General features: G+C 42.9%; 13 protein-coding genes. 6 read left to right on the top strand and 7 right to left on the bottom strand.

Features of this window, described 5'->3' with window-relative positions:
* Positions 1-358 precede the first annotated feature (358 nt).
* Both B3E92_RS16260 and B3E92_RS16255 read left to right on the top strand, forming a co-directional pair.
* On the top strand, positions 359-2,002 hold the full coding sequence (locus tag B3E92_RS16260; protein ID WP_286709687.1) for an NAD+ synthase: 1,644 nt from the start codon (positions 359-361) through the stop codon (positions 2,000-2,002).
* Between the two features lie 285 nt (positions 2,003-2,287).
* On the top strand, positions 2,288-2,860 hold the full coding sequence (locus tag B3E92_RS16255; RefSeq protein ID WP_286897546.1) for a DUF4136 domain-containing protein: 573 nt from the start codon (positions 2,288-2,290) through the stop codon (positions 2,858-2,860).
* Positions 2,861-2,967: 107 nt separating this feature from the next.
* Here the strand turns inward: B3E92_RS16255 and B3E92_RS16250 are convergent, their stop codons facing one another.
* Positions 2,968-4,011: a GntR family transcriptional regulator gene (locus B3E92_RS16250; RefSeq protein WP_312128877.1), complete on the bottom strand. Its 1,044-nt coding sequence runs from the start codon at positions 4,009-4,011 to the stop codon at positions 2,968-2,970.
* Between the two features lie 233 nt (positions 4,012-4,244).
* Between B3E92_RS16250 and rbsK the strand changes: the two genes are divergently transcribed.
* Genes rbsK through B3E92_RS16230 form a run of 4 tightly spaced genes read left to right on the top strand, consistent with a single transcriptional unit; the run spans position 4,245 to position 9,411 of the window.
* Positions 4,245-5,156: a ribokinase gene (rbsK, locus tag B3E92_RS16245; RefSeq protein WP_286897545.1), complete on the top strand. Its 912-nt coding sequence runs from the start codon at positions 4,245-4,247 to the stop codon at positions 5,154-5,156.
* Positions 5,157-5,191: 35 nt separating this feature from the next.
* On the top strand, positions 5,192-7,051 hold the full coding sequence (locus tag B3E92_RS16240; RefSeq protein WP_112374946.1) for a beta-L-arabinofuranosidase domain-containing protein: 1,860 nt from the start codon (positions 5,192-5,194) through the stop codon (positions 7,049-7,051).
* 41 nt (positions 7,052-7,092) lie between these two features.
* The gene (locus B3E92_RS16235) at positions 7,093-8,094 is read left to right on the top strand and encodes a GRP family sugar transporter (protein WP_112375435.1); all 1,002 of its coding nucleotides are present in this window, start codon (positions 7,093-7,095) and stop codon (positions 8,092-8,094) included.
* A 24-nt stretch (positions 8,095-8,118) separates the two neighbouring features.
* Positions 8,119-9,411 carry an acetylxylan esterase gene (locus B3E92_RS16230; protein ID WP_286709690.1) on the top strand — a complete coding sequence of 431 codons (1,293 nt, stop codon included), beginning with the start codon at positions 8,119-8,121 and terminating at the stop codon, positions 9,409-9,411.
* A gap of 5 nt (positions 9,412-9,416) precedes the next feature.
* On the opposite strand, the gene B3E92_RS16225 is transcribed toward B3E92_RS16230, so the two are convergent.
* The 6 genes from B3E92_RS16225 to B3E92_RS16200 are packed head-to-tail and all read right to left on the bottom strand — an operon-like array spanning position 9,417 to position 18,429.
* Positions 9,417-11,534 carry a right-handed parallel beta-helix repeat-containing protein gene (locus B3E92_RS16225; RefSeq protein ID WP_286897544.1) on the bottom strand — a complete coding sequence of 706 codons (2,118 nt, stop codon included), beginning with the start codon at positions 11,532-11,534 and terminating at the stop codon, positions 9,417-9,419.
* A gap of 31 nt (positions 11,535-11,565) precedes the next feature.
* Complete coding sequence (locus tag B3E92_RS16220) at positions 11,566-12,840, bottom strand: M28 family metallopeptidase (RefSeq protein ID WP_286897543.1); 1,275 nt, start codon at positions 12,838-12,840, stop codon at positions 11,566-11,568.
* Positions 12,830-14,677 (bottom strand): CocE/NonD family hydrolase, encoded by a 1,848-nt coding sequence (locus B3E92_RS16215; RefSeq protein WP_204990857.1) that lies wholly within the window; start codon positions 14,675-14,677, stop codon positions 12,830-12,832. Before B3E92_RS16215 ends, B3E92_RS16220 begins: the two co-directional genes overlap by 11 nt.
* Before the next feature lie 50 nt (positions 14,678-14,727).
* On the bottom strand, positions 14,728-16,197 hold the full coding sequence (locus tag B3E92_RS16210; RefSeq protein WP_112375436.1) for a glycoside hydrolase family 28 protein: 1,470 nt from the start codon (positions 16,195-16,197) through the stop codon (positions 14,728-14,730).
* Positions 16,198-16,208: 11 nt separating this feature from the next.
* Positions 16,209-16,934 carry a glycosyl hydrolase family 28 protein gene (locus B3E92_RS16205; protein WP_172462408.1) on the bottom strand — a complete coding sequence of 242 codons (726 nt, stop codon included), beginning with the start codon at positions 16,932-16,934 and terminating at the stop codon, positions 16,209-16,211.
* Between the two features lie 10 nt (positions 16,935-16,944).
* The gene (locus B3E92_RS16200) at positions 16,945-18,429 is read right to left on the bottom strand and encodes a glycoside hydrolase family 28 protein (RefSeq protein ID WP_112374952.1); all 1,485 of its coding nucleotides are present in this window, start codon (positions 18,427-18,429) and stop codon (positions 16,945-16,947) included.
* Between the last annotated feature and the right edge of the window lie 3 nt (positions 18,430-18,432).

The following is an 18,432-nucleotide window of genomic DNA, read 5'->3' as shown; positions in this document are numbered from 1 at the left end:
TTCGTTTCTTTTGATATATCAAAGGTACTACAGATCTGCTTTCATGTCAAGAAATTTAACAGCATTTAACGTTGTTAAAATTATGTTAAAACAATTTAGCACATTCAATATCGTCACGCGTTGTAAAAAACATACATCTACAACGATAGCAGCTCAACAGATCGACTCAACATGGACTCACTGTGCATTCATTCCACTTACAGGCCATAGCTGGTAATACGATGTTCTTCAATTGATCGGAAGATAATTTAGCGCTTTTATTCGACCAAGGGCGGTCTGAGTATCAAAAAAAAGAAATAAATTTGTGAGAAGATCCGACATCAATTGGTATCTTATTTAGTTAGACGATTAATAGCATATGAAAATAGCTTTAGCACAATTGAATTACCATATCGGTAATTTTGAAGCAAATACTAAAAAAATAATTAGCGCGATCCAACAGGCCAAAGAAGCAACGGCCGATCTTATTATTTTCGCCGAACTCGCGATTGGTGGTTATCCTGCCAAGGATCTTTTGCGAAGTAAGGCCTTTAAACGTCAATGCGATGAAGCTATTCATCAAATCGCTGCTCATTGTCAGGATATCGCCTGTATCATCGGAGCCCCCGTCAAAAACAGTGATCCTGAGGGCAAAGAGCTTTATAATACCGCTGTATTTATTGAGCATGGGGAAGTCCGAAACATTGTTAAAAAAGGCCTTTTGCCCGATTATGATGTATTTGATGAATATCGTTATTTTGAGCCCAGCAGACGTTTTGATTGTATCGAGTTGAACGGCGTAAAAATCGCCTTAACCATATGTGAAGATTTGTGGGATGATGACGAAGGGGGCAATTCTTACGTTGGAGACCCCATGGCAGAGTTGAGAAAAGAAAATCCAGACCTCCTCATCAACATTGCGGCATCCCCTTTTTCCTATACCCATTTTGATGAACGGATCAAGGTACTCAGCCAACAGCTAAAAAAATCTGGCAGACCGCTAATTTATGTCAATCAAATTGGTGCTCACATGGATATTATCTTTGACGGCCGCTCAATCGCCCTGAATAATGAAGGAACAAAAATTGCTGAGCTAAAAAGCTTTGAAGAAGATCTTCAATTTGTCACCTACCATCAACAAAATATAACCTCCACCACAGCATCTTCGAAAGAGTCTATAGCTGAGATGGCTCTTATACATGATGCATTGATCCTTGGGCTACGTGATTATTTTCAAAAATCTGGTTTCAAGAAGGCGGTTTTAGGTTTGTCCGGTGGGCTAGATTCGGCCTTAGTTGCTGCTTTGGCCTGCGAGGCTCTGGGTGCCGATAATGTATTAGCCATACTGATGCCATCGGTCTACTCTTCCGACCATTCGATAAAAGATGCGATGGATCTTGTCAACAATACCGGTTGCAAACATTATATCGTTCCGATCAAAGATATTGCCAATGCCTTCGAACATAGTTTAGCTCCTCTTTTTGAAGGGCTGCAGCCAGATACGACTGAAGAGAATATTCAAGCGCGCGCACGTGCGGTAATTCTGATGGCCGCTTCCAATAAATTCGGCAATATTTTACTCAATACATCCAACAAAAGTGAGGCTGCTGTAGGATATGGTACACTCTATGGTGATATGGCAGGTTCCATCTCTGTAATCGGTGATGTTTACAAATCCAAAGCCTATGATTTAGCGCGCTATATCAATCGAGAAAGGGAGATCATTCCAGTCAATACCATTGAAAAAGCGCCTTCTGCGGAACTTCGACCAGATCAAAAAGATTCGGACTCTCTACCGGAATACTATCTATTGGATCAAATCCTCTTTGAACTCATCGAAAATGAGAAAGCAGGATCTGAGGTTGTAGCAATGGGCTTTGAAAAATCGTTAGTAGAAAGGGTATGTAAATTGGTTAATAATGCGGAATTCAAACGTTTTCAAGCTCCGCCTATCCTGCGTGTTAGTCCAAAAGCTTTTGGTCCAGGAAGGCAGATTCCGTTGGTGGCAAAATATCCTTATTAATTTTACAATTCGGATTAAACCATATTTATAGTTTTTTGTCTAAAGTAATAGATTGTAAAATCAAAAAGGATGGCAGCATCCCGGACGATTAAAAAACAATTGCCATGAAGACCGTCAACTGTACTATTTTTTACAATTGAAAGGTATGCGGATAAAGAATAAGAACAAATTAGTTAAATAAATATAAGTTCCATATAGGCCATGAACCATCATGAGTGTGGTTGTCCAATGCAGCAACAGAATACTCATGGTAGATTCATCACAGTTGATAAATAAATTACTACGATGAAAAAGATTCTATTATTTTTGGTGCTTTGCGTTGCACTCGCATCATGTTCGTCTTATCAATACAATACCACTCGGGTAGAAAAGATGGATTTTACTCCTTTCAAGACGTATGCTTGGTTACCTCCGGTAGACTCGCTTTCGAAGTCTTATTTTGACAACGATATCGCCAAAGCTAATATCCTGGATGCCGCGAATACTGCGCTGGAGGCAAAGGGCCTACAATATTCTAAAGATAATCCTGATTTACTATTTCGGTATATTACCATTGTCAACAATAAAAGCCGTTTGATCTATGGCGGCGGCGGTTATTACGGCTGGGGCGGCCCCTGGGGCTGGTACCGTCCATGGTTTTCACCATATTACTATGGTGGCGGTTATTACCCAGTTGCAAAAGAACGCTATCGTTATGGTCATTTGATTATCGAAGCCATCGATCGTAAAACAAACGCAGTGATCTGGCAGGCACGTGGTTCTGGCGATGTTGACAATCCAGAAAAAGTAATTAATAACATCAGCAAGGTTGCAAAAGGTGTTATTGATCTATTTCCTGTGAAGACCTTAAAGAAATAAAAATCAACTAGCTGCTTCTTTGATTATTGCATCATAATACGAAAAGAGCTAGGAAATATTTATCAAAAAAACAGGCTAATCAGCACGATTAGTCTGTTTTTTTTGGTCTATACAGAAGGCCTAAGTTTTAAATAGAATGGGACTTCAACACGTTCCTTTGATTTACTTCTGATCAATTCGGCAGCCAATCGCCCCATCATTTCAAAATCGGTCGATATCGTCGTAATACCATTCAATATAAATTTTTTCAATGGTGTTTCATTATAGGATATAACCCCAACATCCATCCCGATGACCAATTTTTTCTGTATAATCTTATTCAATAACTTGACAAGATCATCTTCAATAATATTGATGTAGCAAGTCTCCTTTACAACTTTTTCACGATGGAGGTCGGCGACCAATTCGTGATCAAAAGCATATTGCTGACAGAATTTATAAAATCCTTTAATAATAGCTTTTGGAAAATCGCTATGATCTGGAAACACCAATTTGAGCATCTGATATTTACTTAATGACTCGTTAGCCTCCTCCAGGGCACTATAAATATCCTGCTCATAATTTTCATAAACAGCAGGAAATTCGCCCGGTACATCCTCAATAAAGCGACCCAATAACATGAGTTTTTCTGCAGGAATTTTTCGGATGATATCCGGAGCTTTATCCCGTCCTTCTTTGAAATGTGGAAATAGCACGTAATGATCATACGTCTTGGTCAAACTTCCAAGCAACGTATTCAGATAGGAAAGATCCGAGTTATAAACAAATAAATCCAAATTGGCATAGTCACCCAGCTCACGCGCAAAGGAGTCATAGACAATTTTTTTATGTGTGCTGAGCTTATTTAAAAAGAGCGCGATCTTTACCTTGGACTGTACATCTATTTTATTGATATAATATCCTTTGCCCGGGTTAGATGCAATAATTTCCTGTTTTTTTAGATAACGGTATGCTTTCTCCACCGTGTCGCGTGAAATATCGAGATAACCGCTCAGCTCGTTAATCGAAGGCAACATATCATCTTTCGATAAAATTTCATTTTTAACGGCATCAACAATCGTATTTGCTAACTGGAGATACTTGGGCGTAGCAGAAAAGTCACTTATTTCAAGTATTTTTAAAAATTGAGCTATTGCATTGGTCATATTCATAGCTTGAACATCTACATGATAAATACGCTAAAAACTTTATAAGTTACAACTGGTCTTATCCCCTCTCGGAGAATATATACTAAGATACTTTATATAAATCAAAAAATAGGAAAGATGTTGCGTTAACTATCCTGCCCTTACCTGTACGAAAAAAATAGCCGTTATAATTAACTGAAATACGAAATCTGTACTTTTGGTTATCAATTAAGTAACAGCGTATAAACCTAATTATTATGAGCAGCGCAAATATTGTCGTTTTAGGCAGTTCAAACACGGATATGGTGGTCAAAGCAGCACATCTCCCTGCACCCGGAGAAACTATTTTAGGTGGTCAATTTTTCATGGTCCCCGGTGGCAAGGGAGCCAATCAGGCGGTTGCGGCGGCGCGGTCCCGTAGCGCAGTCGCTTTTATCGCTAAAGTCGGCACAGATATCTTCGGTCAACAGGCTATTGCGCATTACCAGCAAGAAGGCATTCTGGTTGACATGATCTTCCGGGATGAAGAAAATCCTTCTGGCATAGCCCTCATCTCCGTGGATGCGAAAGGTGAAAATTGCATCCTCGTCGCACCAGGAGCCAATGCGACACTTACACCCAAGGAACTTCAATCGGTTAAGAATACAATCATCTCTGGCAATGTACTGCTTATGCAGCTTGAAATTCCAATAGAAACCATCGAACAGGCCATTGACATTGCCGTGCAGCATGATACCAAAATTATACTCAACACAGCTCCTGCACAGGCCCTGACAGATCAACTACTCCAACAAGTCGATATCCTCATACTTAATACATCCGAAACACAATTTTATACCGGCATGACGATTGAAAACTGGGAAGAGGCCGCCCTAGCGGCAGACTACCTGTATCAAAAGTGCCCGGGTATAATCATCATAACCCTAGGCGCTAAAGGTTCACTGCTCAAGGAAAAGGATAACTATATTCAGATTCCAGCGGAAGAAGTCAATGCAGTGGACAGTACCGCAGCAGGAGATACGTTCTGTGGCGTCCTTGCCGCCTGTGTTGCCAAGGAAATGCCGATCGTCGATGCAGTCAAACTAGCTTCCAAAGCTGCAGCAATCTCTGTTACCCGCATGGGAGCGCAGACGTCCATTCCTTTTTGGCAAGAATACAGCATCTTATAACCTGAAAATCAATTATTAAACTCATTTACATAATCATGTCTCTTCGTCTTATTTTAGCAGCTACAGCATTGCTGCTGTTTACCTCGATTCAGCATTCCAAAGCACAGCTGATTACCGCAGCGGCCAATCCAAAAGTCGACTATGTTGTGCCCTCTCGCTACGACCTTGAAATCCCTCAAATAGATCTGCTCAGCGGCTATTTGGGTAATCGCTATCAGCTTAATCTCGAAAAAAGACTGCTTCAGGTAGATGAAGAAGGTTTATTAGCCGGTTTTGAAAACCGTCCGGGAAAACAACGATGGATCGGTGAGCATATTGGAAAATATCTTGAGGCCGCAGCAAACACCTGGCTTGTCACCAAAGATCCTCGATTGAAACAACAGATGGATCGCATGTTTCATCGCCTGGTCGAAACACAGGATACAGATGGATATCTGGGCACTTACCTAGCTGAAAACCGTTGGACCTCCTGGGATGTCTGGGTGCATAAATATGATCTCTTTGGATTGCTTGCTTACTATGGCGCCGTTGGAGATACCAAGGCATTGAAAGCAGCTGTACAAATTGGCGACCTCATTTGCAGCACTTTCGGCGATACCCCCGGAAAAAAAAATATTCTGAAATCAGGATCGCATGTCGGCATGGCCGCAACTTCCGTCATTGACCCGATGCTAGATCTATACCGATGGACTGGCGACAAAAAATACCTTGAATTTTGCCGTTACATCATTCGCGCATATGACTTTGAAGGTGGTCCAGCTATTGTTAACTCCATTTTAAAGCATAAACGCGTCGATAAAGTAGCTAATGCCAAAGCCTATGAGATGCTTTCAAATATCGTCGGACTGGTCAAGATGTACCGTCTGACTGGGGATAGTCAATTACTTCAGGTCATCAATTACACCTTCGATGATATCAGCGCCAACAGATTATTTGCAACAGGTACATCCAGTGATCATGAGCGATTTCAGGACAACCATTACCTCCTAGCCGACACCTCGGCCCACATGGGGGAAGGCTGTGTCACCACGACTTGGCTTCAATTCAATACACAGCTTTTTTCAATTACTGGCGATCTAAAATATTATAATGAAATTGAAAAAACGATCTACAACCACCTACTCGGTGCCGAAAATCCGCAGACTGGCTGTGTAAGTTACTATACGCCTCTTATTGGCGAAAAACCCTACCGCTGTAATATCACCTGCTGCCTGAGCAGCGTTCCACGAGGAATAGCACTTATTCCCTACTTGAATTTTGGTATGCTCAACAATATCCCGACATTATTGCTATATGAACCGGCACAGATCAAAGAGAATATCAAGACTTCATCCCAAAAGACTATACCGTTGGAACTTACCCTAACAAGTGAATTTCCAAGAAAGGGAACCGCGACTGTACAAGTTCATATTCCAGGCTCAGCACAATTTCCACTTCAATTGCGCGTTCCGGAATGGGCTAAAAACTATACCGCAACAGTCAATGGCAAAAGCTATAAATCTGGTCCCGATCATTTTCTAAAAATCGAGCGCCAATGGAAAGACAAGGATAAAATCGTCGTTTCTTTTGATATAGAAACAGAAATTATCAATGGTGGGAAAACTTATCCCAATAGCTTTACATTAAAAAGGGGACCGCAGATCTTTGCCCTGGATCAATCACTGAATCCGCAGCTCCAGCTGGATAAAACAAAATTTGTTTATCCGCTTCAAGACAATATCAAACTGACCGATGCACAGGACAAGCTACCGAAAGGCTGGGTTGGAACATTGGCTTATGCCACCGAGATCAAAACCGCCGACAATGGGCAGCAGTCGCTGGTATTTGTGCCTTATGCCGATGCCAGTCAAACTGGAGGTTTTTCGACACTCTGGGTTCCTGCTATAAGTCGATAATGGTACCCTTTCTCAAATATCAACAGACTCAACAAGAAGACATGTTTATTGTAACAAGCTATACCCAATCCATCATCTTCTGCATCATTACGATGATCTGCTGGGGTTCTTGGGCAAATACCCAAAAACTAGCCAACAAAAGCTGGCGCTATGAACTTTTCTACTGGGATTATGTGCTCGGCATTTTTCTCCTTTCTTTACTGTTTGCCTTTACACTAGGCAGTCATGGCGAGCTCGGCAGACCGTTTGTCGCCGACCTGCAACAAGCAGAGGGCAGCAATATTTGCAATGCCTTACTTGGTGGGATTATATTCAATGCTGCCAATATCCTACTTTCATCGGCGATCTCCCTGGCAGGTATGGCTGTTGCATTTCCGGTTGGTATCGGTACGGCATTGATTTTAGGAGTCCTTATCAACTATATTGCAGCAATGCAAGGTAATCCATCCCTCCTATTTGCTGGAGTAGCCTGTATCGCGGTAGCCATTGTTATCAATGCTTTTGCCTATAAAAGAATGATGAAAAATCAGCAGAAACTTTCCTCGAAAGGAATTTTTCTTAGCGTGCTCGCAGGGCTGTTGATGTCGTTATTTTATCGATTTATAGCATCCGCCATGGACCTGAATAATTTTGAGTCGCCAGCAATCGGAAAAATGACGCCCTATACGGCAGTATTTATCTTTTCATGCGGTATCTTATTGAGCAATTTTATTTTCAACACCTTACTCATGAAAAGGCCACTAGCGGGACCACCTCTTCGTTATAGCGATTATTTTAAAGGTAATTTCAGTGTACACCTTGTCGGTATTCTCGGCGGTATCATTTGGGGAATAGGCAATTCCCTTAATCTAATTGCTGCGGGTAAAGCCGGGCCAGCAATATCCTATGGATTAGGTCAGGGTGCAACTTTGGTTGCGGCCTTATGGGGTGTGTTTATCTGGCGCGAATTCAAAGGCGCCAGCAAACAGACCATGCTGTGGCTCGGATTTATGTTTTGCTTATTTATTCTCGGATTGCTGCTGCTCATTGAAGCAGGGAAATAATCCATTTAGATTCATCCTACTACTATGCAAAAAATCAACAAATTTCTTTTCTTAACCTTGCTTCTGTTCTGTGCCATAAACAGTAAAGGGCAAACCGAAAAATTAGACATACAGATTAATACAGCGTACGACAACTGGCTCGCAAAACCCGGCGATCAAGTTAGTTTTGATATTCAGGTCAATGCAGGGGGGCAAGCTTTCCATAGCGATAGTGTGTATTACGAAATAGGTCCTGAAATGGTCAGGCCTTTTGTCAGTGCACAGATACCGTCCTTTCAGGGGCATTTTAAAAGTGCTCCTTTCACGTTGAAGAAACCAGGCTTTCTGCGTTGTACTGTTATTGTGACTAAAAACGGAAAGCAGACCAAAAAGCTATGCACAATCGGATTTTCACCCGAAAAAATCATTGCTACACAACAAAATCCGGTGGATTTTAATTCGTTCTGGGATAAGGCGATCAAAGTACTTCAGGCTGTTCCCATCGAGGCCAGCAAAACTTTGCTTCCTGACAAAAGTACTGTAGAGGTCGACGTCTATCGTGTATCATTTAACAACGTTGGAAATAGCAAAATATATGGTATTTTAAGCATGCCTTCAGATCCGGGAAAATATCCAGCTGTATTGCGTGTGCCCGGTGCTGGCGTTCGCCCTTATGGCCCTGAGATTGAATTGGCCGCCAAAGGAATGATAGTCTTAAGCATTGGCATACATGGCATTCCGGTTGACCTAGACTCCGCGATCTACAAAGACCTAGCTGCAGGTGCTTTGAAGGCATATTATAACTATAATCTGCAGGATAAAGATCAGTTTTATTATAAGCGTGTCTACTTAGGTTGTCTGCGAGCCAACGACTACCTCACTTCACTACCTGAATGGGATGGAAAAAACCTCGTTGTTATGGGTGGTAGTCAGGGCGGTGCGCTGAGTATCGCAACCACAGCATTGGATAAACGTGTGACCGCAGTTGCGGCACTCTATCCTGCGCTGTCGGACGTGACGGGCTACCTGCATCAACGTGCTGGTGGATGGCCCCACTATTTTGCTCCAGCAAATTACAGTGCCTTAAAAGGCATCCGTGATATCGAAACAACGTTATCGTATTACGATGTGGTCAACTTTGCCAAACGCATTACAGTACCGGGATTCTATTCCTGGGGATTCAACGATGTGATTTGCCCTCCTACTTCGATGTACGCTAGCTACAATGGCATCACCGCACCCAAAACATTGCATATCTACAAGGAAACAGGACATTGGACCCATCCGGATCAAAAAACCGAATGGTTCAACTGGATAAAACAGCAAACGGAAAAATAGATCTATTATTGAGGGCCAATGTTGTCTATCGGAATCTGTTGTTCTAGGGCTTTCGTCCCTAGAACAACTTTGAGATCCTTTAAATTCATTGTCTGAAAATCCCGACGGAAATCCAGCAGAAAACCTTCCTTGTTACTTTGATCCCAGGCAAGCCATTTTCTTTTACCTTTTAGAATGTGCTTACAATTGTAAAACCGATTATCCTGAAATACATTTCCTGTAGGTTTTCCATTTCGGCTAAACTGCAATGCTAATTCGGGATAGGCTTCGCGATAAGGGCTTATCAGATAATTGACACCCACCAAACGGTCATAGAACAAGTGCCCCGATCCGTACACATTCAGGTTTTTAAGCCAGTTTTCCAACCGATTGTCCACACGTACCGCCCATCTTCCGGCACCTACAAATAGGTTATTCACATACCAATTATCTGAGCCCCCGCCAATAAATACCGATCGCTCACCGGCATTGACGAAAATATTACCGAATACTTTGGTACCACTTGATGCATCATCGTGATATATGCCAGAAGTCCTTAATGTTTTCGGAATATTTGCAAGTAGATTATATTGTATCAGATTGTGCCGCTCTGAAGGATCCCGTCCGATATAAATCGCTCCCTGATCATCAACTTCCTGTGCAACCTTGTGAATGTAATTATATTCGATTTTATGCTCATTGCCATGAATGAGAATAGCCATACTCGGCAAATCTGATATCTCACAATTTTTGACGGTATTGCCCACGCCATAAAGTGCTATCGCCGGTCGATAGGACCGCTCCAAACGGTTCAGATCAAAAAAGATACAGTCCTCAATTCGATTATTCCCTTTCGTCAATTTGCTACGGTCTCCACCCGACAACGAAACCCCGCCGGCTCCTAGATGTGAAAAATGACAATGGCGAATGACATTCTGTTCACCTCCTTTCTGATCAAATGTCGGATGACTATACAGGTGCTGATGTAGATCTCCAATACTGTTGTCAAGCGCTTCTCCCGTACCTTCGTGCTGCAAACGCTCAAAAGGTTTTATTCCATACCCAACAGCAACGCCCAGGCTACCCAAATTGCTAAACCTACACGCATCAATCTCGACGGCATAGGTATCCCGCAGGTAAACCCCCATTCCTCTGGATTCTTCAAACTCAATACCCCTAATCTGTGTATGCTGCGTACCGATCAGACTAAAAAATGGTTCTTCCAAGACAGAATAGCTCAATGTCTTTATGGGCTTATCAACAGCAAATGACAGTACGCCATGTTTTCTATCGAGATAAAATTCACCTACAGTGTCCAATTCCACCAATAGATTTATACCCCGCCATTGCCTGTATTTTTTCTTATAGTCAAAGCCGTACAATGTGGGTTCCTTTGTTGTTATTGTTTTTTTGTTTTGATCAATGGTCTTGACACGTACCATATCATCGGCATAGCCCCATTTGAAATAACCCGCAATCCAAGGGTCATCTTCCTTTGCCCAGGCATCGATACGTGATTCTTTATACTGAAAAACACCGCCCCGATTACTCGAATCCCGATTCCGTGGAATGGAACCTGTATCAATCACTTTCCCCATAGGCACCATTCCCTGATTGGGCCAACGCGCCAGATGAAAAGCTATGCCGTCCACAAATAATTCGCCCGGAGCATTGCCACTGGCTCTGGAAAAACCAACCTGGCGCAACTGTCCCAAGTCCTTGACACCATGTTCCAGCAAATTCAGTTGATAGAAATTGATCGATCCGTTCTCGCGTGTACGGAACAAACCTGTTGTCGACAGCGGAATGGAGCCTTTAAAAATAACCCTTTCATTGCCATAAGCCTGAATGATGGTATGGCTGTCTCTTTCATCCAACGAAATCCCCGAATCAAAGAAATAAGTTCCTCCACGGAGAAGCACGAAGGCTGTACGCTCCGGCTTCTCCCCCCGCTGTGTGCGCAACAACGTTAGCGCTTGAGCGACCGACGCCAAGGGATGCGCTAGTGAACCGTCTCCATGTTCACTTCCGTCAGGTGAAACAACCAATTGCAGTTGGCCGAAGCTATAAAATGGAATGAAGTAAAACAAACTATACCAGAAAATCTTCCGTGCTAAGGTCAACGCTCTTCTAAGATGCTTCATATCGAAAAATTTAACAGATTATAGTCCCCAATTAAATGGTGCCAATAAAATCAACCATGAGCCTTACGTACTCATTAAACCGTGTAAAGGGCAACGTTTCGTATCGATCATAAATATCATGATAGGCATCAATGCCACCCAGAGTATAGATGAAAAATGAAGGCACTCCTTTTTCATAAAAAGGATAGTGATCGCTACGGTTCATTGGTCCACGCACCTTTACCTGAGGTAGGTATTTTTTTTCCGTATTGATTGCCGTTAGTCGTTCGAATTGTTCTTTAAATATCGTGCCGTTCACCACTTGAATGCCATCATCGCCTGTACCTGCCATATCAAAATTAAGCAGGATCTTAATTTTTTTGAGGTCAATAAGTGGATTCTTAGCAAAGAAACTCGAGCCTAGTAAACCGCTTTCCTCACCCGAAAAGGCCAAGAAAACCATGTTATAGCGCGGCGGATGCTGCTGATAGTAGCGTGCCAAATAGAGCATGAGCGCAGTACCACTGGCATTGTCATTGGCACCGGTAAAAACAGTATGTCTACCGATCGCCCCCACATGATCATAATGCGCCGTGATGACAATCGTAGAGTCCGATGCACTGGTTCCCTTCAGCATACCGCAGACGTTATTTGTCGTATAGTCTGGCTGAAAGCGGGCATGGATTGCCAGATTGATCTGCTTCCCCTCCAGCGCTACAGCAGCATTATTTTTCACATAAACAATTGGTCGATTGAGCTGACTGGTAGCTCCCCGCCAAAGTAGCTTTTGCTTGGTTTGCACCAGAATCCCACGATAATGCCCCCCTTGGGCAAGGCGCAGCAAGGCAGACCGGAATTGGTCTGGCTTCATTGTTTCCAAAGCCTTGCGCTCATCAAGTACTAGAAATTTGTGTTGAAATGCAGTATTTTGCATCAGTTTATCCAAAGCATCCGTATCAGACGATATCATGACCTCCGTCAGTCCAAATTTCCCTTTGAGGGACGGACTGGATGCTTCAATCAATACCTGTTCACCCATACGGAGTTTTTGGCCATCTATCGTAATTTTAACATCCTTAGGAAATACATTTGCGGGCATTACAAAAGGTTGATAATAATGATCGCTCAAAGGCAGCAATCCGCTCTTCTTAAACTCCTTCGCAATAAAAGCGGCGGCCTTTCGATCACCATCAAACACATATCCACGACCTGCATAGGCTTTGGATGCCAGCTCCTTTACAACAGCTCGCGCATAGTCGACCTGCGCCCGTAGCGAAAAGCTGGAAATAAAGAAAAGAACAAAACAATAACAATACTTAATTTTCATGAGACGTAACAATAGGTAATGAAATAAAAGAAGCATATTGCCCCTGACAATAGATCCGATGTTCCTGCGTCTTGAAGTCTTTGTCGGCAGCCTCATAAATATTCATAAACTGCTGCGGATTTCGATCAACCAAAGGAAACCAGGAACTCTGTATCTGCACCATAATCTTATGCCCTTTTTTAAATACATGAGCAGCATCCTGCATATCGAAACGTACTTCCTCAATCCTGTTGGGTTTCATCGCTTCCGGATGAGCAAAGCTTTTTCGATATTTGGCCCGCATAACCTCCCCACGAATCAGACATTGACAATCCGAAAGTTTATCCCCTTTTTTGTACGGATGCACATCGATCAGTTTTACGACAAAATCGGCATCACTGCCGGTACTGCTGACAAACAGATTCGCCTGAATATTCCCCATCAACTTTACATCCTGTTCTAAGACTTCAGTTTCAAAGACAAGCACATCTGGTCGCTGCGCGGCAAAAAATTGATCTTCATACATGTATTTATAGCCGCGCAAAACAGTTTTTTCCCGTGTATAGGGAACAGGTTTGCTGGGATCAGAAATATAGGAGACATAGGGAGATGCCGATTTGGGAGCTGGCTTCAAACTCAATTTTCTATCTGCTGTAAGAAATAAGGGCTGTGACCGTACCTCTTCCACAGGCCATGTCCGGTGTGAAGACCAATTATTCTCGCCTGTTACAAAAACTGTAGCCGCGGCAAGTCCGTCTTTACCCTGCCCTTTGAGATGGCTTACAAAGAAAGGAAGTTCAATCTTTTTCCGATAATAACTGGCTGTATTTTGACCAAAATCCAGGCTATCCAGTTGCCTGCCACTTCCCCTAGACCAGGAACCATGATACCAGGGGCCCATCACTAGTTTTACACGGTCCGACGCAATTTTTTGTAGTGCCTGATAGGTTTTCAACGGTCCATATAAGTCCTCTTGGTCAAACCATCCACCAACAACAAGTACCTTTGGTTTCAGCTCACGGATTCGAGAAAGATAGGCTCGCGACGTCCAGTAGTCATCATAATTTGGATGAGACATCATTTCGTTCCAGAGGACACTTTCGCCCTTTAAATACTGCTGATTGAGATTGGATAGAGCTCCTGCTTTCAGAAAAAAAGAATACGCTTGATCTGTTCCATAATTGGAAAATCCCGCTGCCCCCTTGCTGCCGATAGAATCGCGTTTTTTTCCAAACGAGGATAGAAACGAAAAACTCCCCATCAACATAAAAGCCCCGTTGTGATGGCGATCATCCCCTAGAAACCAATCCGTTACCGGTGCCTGCGGAGATACGGCCCGCAATGCAGGGTGTGAATCAATCAGTGACATCGATGCGTACATCCCGGGAGAGGAAATCCCCCATATCCCCACGTTACCATTCGATTTCAGCTGTTTCACAAGCCAATCAATTGTGTCGTAGGTATCTGTTGATTCATTGACCGCCCCTGGCGTATCTGTATAGGGTCGATTGGCAATAAAATCTCCTTCAGACTTATATTTTCCCCTGACATCCTGGTAAACGAAAATGAATTTTTCCTTCACAAATTCCATGCTTGGACCGATCGGAATTCGAAAATTCTGTTCCCCATAAGGTGCAATACTGTAGGGTGTCCGCATCATCATAATAGGATAACTCTTTGCCGTATCTCTGGGGGTGTAAATCGCTGTATAGAGCTTTTTTCCATCCCGCATGGGAATATAAATTTCCTGTTTTGTGTAATGTGCATAAACATAAACAGAATCCTGCGCTGTATTTTGGGCGCGTAATCCCAGGGAGAGTATCAAGCCTGTTAAGGCCAGCATCAGGTGTAATCGCATAACATTCAATTTAACAGGTTATATCTTGGCCAACAAGTTACGTATTTCCGTTAAGGTTTAACTTTTTTGGATCCCTGCGCTACCAATTCTTTCTTTCCTTTTGCTCCCTCCTGCTTTACCCTGGACAGTGCATATCCATTGACATCATCCAGCACCAACATCGGTCTATAATCCGGCTCCCTCAATTTGAGGACGACCCCTTCAAAATGTATGTTTTCTGCATGTCGAATATAAAAACCCCAGGCAGGAAGCTCTTTAAACTGGGAAAATTCGGGATAAGATGCTTCCATTTCGGGAATACTGTCGAGATCCGTTCTGCTCGTCCCCCGATAGGCATAGTGGGGGTTCGAGCCACCCGGGTAGCTGATTTCGATATTCCTAAAGGTCACATTTCGGATGGGCGCATTTTTCAGTCCTACAATACTCGAAGGCGATGGATTGCGCGGATTATCTTCAATAGGCCCTTCGTAGGAATAACCGCGGTCTGGTTTCCCTTTTGCCACCTCAACTTTTACATTCTGAATCACAACATTATTAATGGAGCCGATGCGTCCTTTATTCCAGCGTGCGCCAATGCGCAAATAAAAAGGGTTCCCCGTGTTAAATGCGGTCAGACTATCGACAAGAATATCTTCTATTATGCCGCCATCGGGAGTTGCAATCGTCAAAGCCGAACGAAAGGTATCATAGACTTTATTGTTGATGATACGAATGCGTTTATAACCGCCAGCGGAAACAGTACCGAATTTAATACCATTTGCACTCGACCGTGCTGTACAGTTGCGGATCTCAACATCTTCACAGCTCTTCGTTGCATCATGCGACTTTAGGCATATTGCATCGTCTGAAGCATCGATAAAAGAGTTGAGCAACTTAAAGTTACGACAATCGACAATGTCGATACCATCATTGTTCCAAAAAGCCTTGCTATCAACTGTGATGCTATCTACGACCGTATTGACACATTGATCATAGACCTGAACCCAGTCGGCTGAATTTTTGATGGTGACACCATGAATACGTACATTTTCGCAAGAGCGCATATAAATGGCCTTTGGCCTTCTATTGCGCGGGCGATCATAGTCTAAGGGATCTTTGAGCACGCCGCTCTGGATCTGTGCAAGCAAATTATAAGCAACTTCACGCCCTTGTCCATCAATAACTCCCTTCCCTTTAATGGTGATATTTTTAGCGTCCTTTGCATAAATCAAAGCACAATTCGGGACATCGATATTATAGTCATAAATATTGGTTGAGCCGACCAGGATTGCGCCTTCTTCGAGTTGAATATGCACATTCTCTTTGAGCACGACAGTTCCCGTCAGATAACGTCCAACGTAGAATCGTAACGTCCCCCCACCCTGCTCATGAATAAAATCAATTGCTCTTTGTATAGAAGTGGTATTTAATGTTGTTCCGTTCGATTTAATGCCAAAAAGAGAAGCATTGTATTCTTTCGCCTGTAATGTCAGTATACCACCATAGAGGAAGATCATGACAAGAATAAGTTTAATTTTCATAAACATCCCATTTATAATGTTTTACCATTAGCCAACCGGCTATTTTCTTTGATGACCTGCTGACTCCCCTCCGATTCAACCAATGCCTTGCCAATGGCTTGAAAGAAAACATTGGACAGACGCACCGTTTTGGAATTGCTGACATACACACCAATGCTGCCCGGACTATTTATGTCCAATGCGCTTAGGGTAACATCCGCACACTGATCAATAAATTGTGCTGCTCCGAGCAGGTTCAATTCCATTATGCCGTTGATCTGGATATTTTTAGAAGCTTTCAAATAAATTAGGCTAATGTCTTCCACTTTTTCAGATAGATCAATGTTTCCTTTCTGTCTTAGCGCTGCGACCTGGCTACGCAATAAAGACTGCTGCCCATCAATGACGCCTTTCCCACCAATCTGAATATTAGATTGACCGACTGCAACAATGAGAGCTCTCTTGCCATCCTGAAGGCTGTAATCAAATATGTTGCTGCTGCCAACCAATACAGCGCCTTCATGCAGTTCGATGGATACATTGGATTTTAAACTAAATGTCCCCGTCAGATAACGTCCGACATAAAAATGTAGTTTACCGCCGCCTTTTTTGGCAATATAATCAATGGCATATTGTATAGATCCCATATTATTGGTTACACCATCGGACTTACAACCGAAAAGCGATGCATTATAGTCCTGAGCAAACAGCTTGAAGCAGCTCGCCCATAACACGATCAAAAATAGATACTTCTTCATGTTACGCTGTCTAATTAATTTTGACATCTTTTGTTTGATATAAATGGAAACTGTCCTTTAACCGATCTCCATCCAAATAGGATTTAAAATCCCAGGCGCCCCCAGTGAGGTCATCGGCAACAATCGTAGGCCTGTAATCTGCACCTTTAATACGGAAAGTCACATTTTTTAAATTGATCTGTTTGGCATGACGGATATATAATCCCCAAGCTGGCAACTCTTTAAACTGTGAAAATTCTGGATAAGCATTAGCCATTTCGGGAATACCATCCAATGACTTAGGATCAATCCCGCGGTAAGCATATAACGGATTTCCACCTCCGGGATAAACGATCTCTATATTCTCCAGCGTAACATTTTCGATCTTATGATCAGGTAAGCCGATGATGCTTGCCGGAGAAATATTCCGGGGCATATCTTCTACGGGTCCCTCATAACTATATCCCAAATCGGGTTTATTGGCGGGTACCTCTGCATATACATTGCGAATCGTTATATCTTTCATAAAAGGTTTCTTTCCCTTGCTCCAGCGATCACCAATACGCAAGAAAATGACATTACCGGTATTGATACTTTTGACACCGTCCACCAGGATATTTTCGACGAATCCACCATCTACGGCAGCAAAAGTGATTGCTGATCGATATGTATCATAGACTACGAGGTTCCTGACAACAAAATTTCGGAAACCACCGCGGGAGACTGTCCCAAATTTTAGGGCACTGGCACTGGAGCGCGCCGTACAGTTTTCGACCAGCACATTCTCACAGACTGCATTCGCATCGTGTGACTTAAAGCAGATGGCATCATCAGCCGCATCGAAATAGCAATTCCGGATCACTACATTCTTACAGTCTACCACATCGATGCCGTCATTATTCCAATACGACTTACTGTCTACATAAATACCTTCCACATGGAGGTCTTCACATTGGTCGTAGGTCTGATTCCAACTACCGGGATCACGTAAGGTAATATCCTTAATCAGTACATTTTTACACTCCCGGAAGTAAATATTTTCGGGGCGGTTCCACTCCCGCAGTCGATCTAATTTAAGTTCATCCTGCACAATTCCCTTATGAACATTTTGAACGGCATTCATTGCCGTCTGAAAACCGCGGCCATTGATCGTTCCTTTGCCGATAATACCAATGTTCTGTTGTCGAATCGCGTAGATCATCGACTGCCAGTTGACGACGGTATCTTTATGGTAATCAAAAGGATTGTTGGAGCCCAAGAGATTTGCTCCCTGATCCAGTTGTAAGGTCACATTGGACTTCAGATAAAAAGATCCCGTGATGTAGTTGCCTGGGGTAAAGATGAGCTTTCCACCACCTTTGGCTGTAATATAATCAATGGCGGCCTGGATAGACCGTGTATTCAGTGCTTCACCATCACCGCGAATACCAAAATCTACAGCTTGATAATCCTGTGCTGCGACCAGCCTGACTGTTAAAGCCTGGATGATGAAAAGAAAAATAGGTAATATTTTCATGAT

It is taken from the genome of Sphingobacterium sp. UBA6317 (assembly GCF_002440385.1).
GTDB classification, from domain to species: Bacteria; Bacteroidota; Bacteroidia; order Sphingobacteriales; family Sphingobacteriaceae; genus Sphingobacterium; species Sphingobacterium multivorum.
This window is presented reverse-complemented; position numbering and strand designations above follow the sequence as displayed.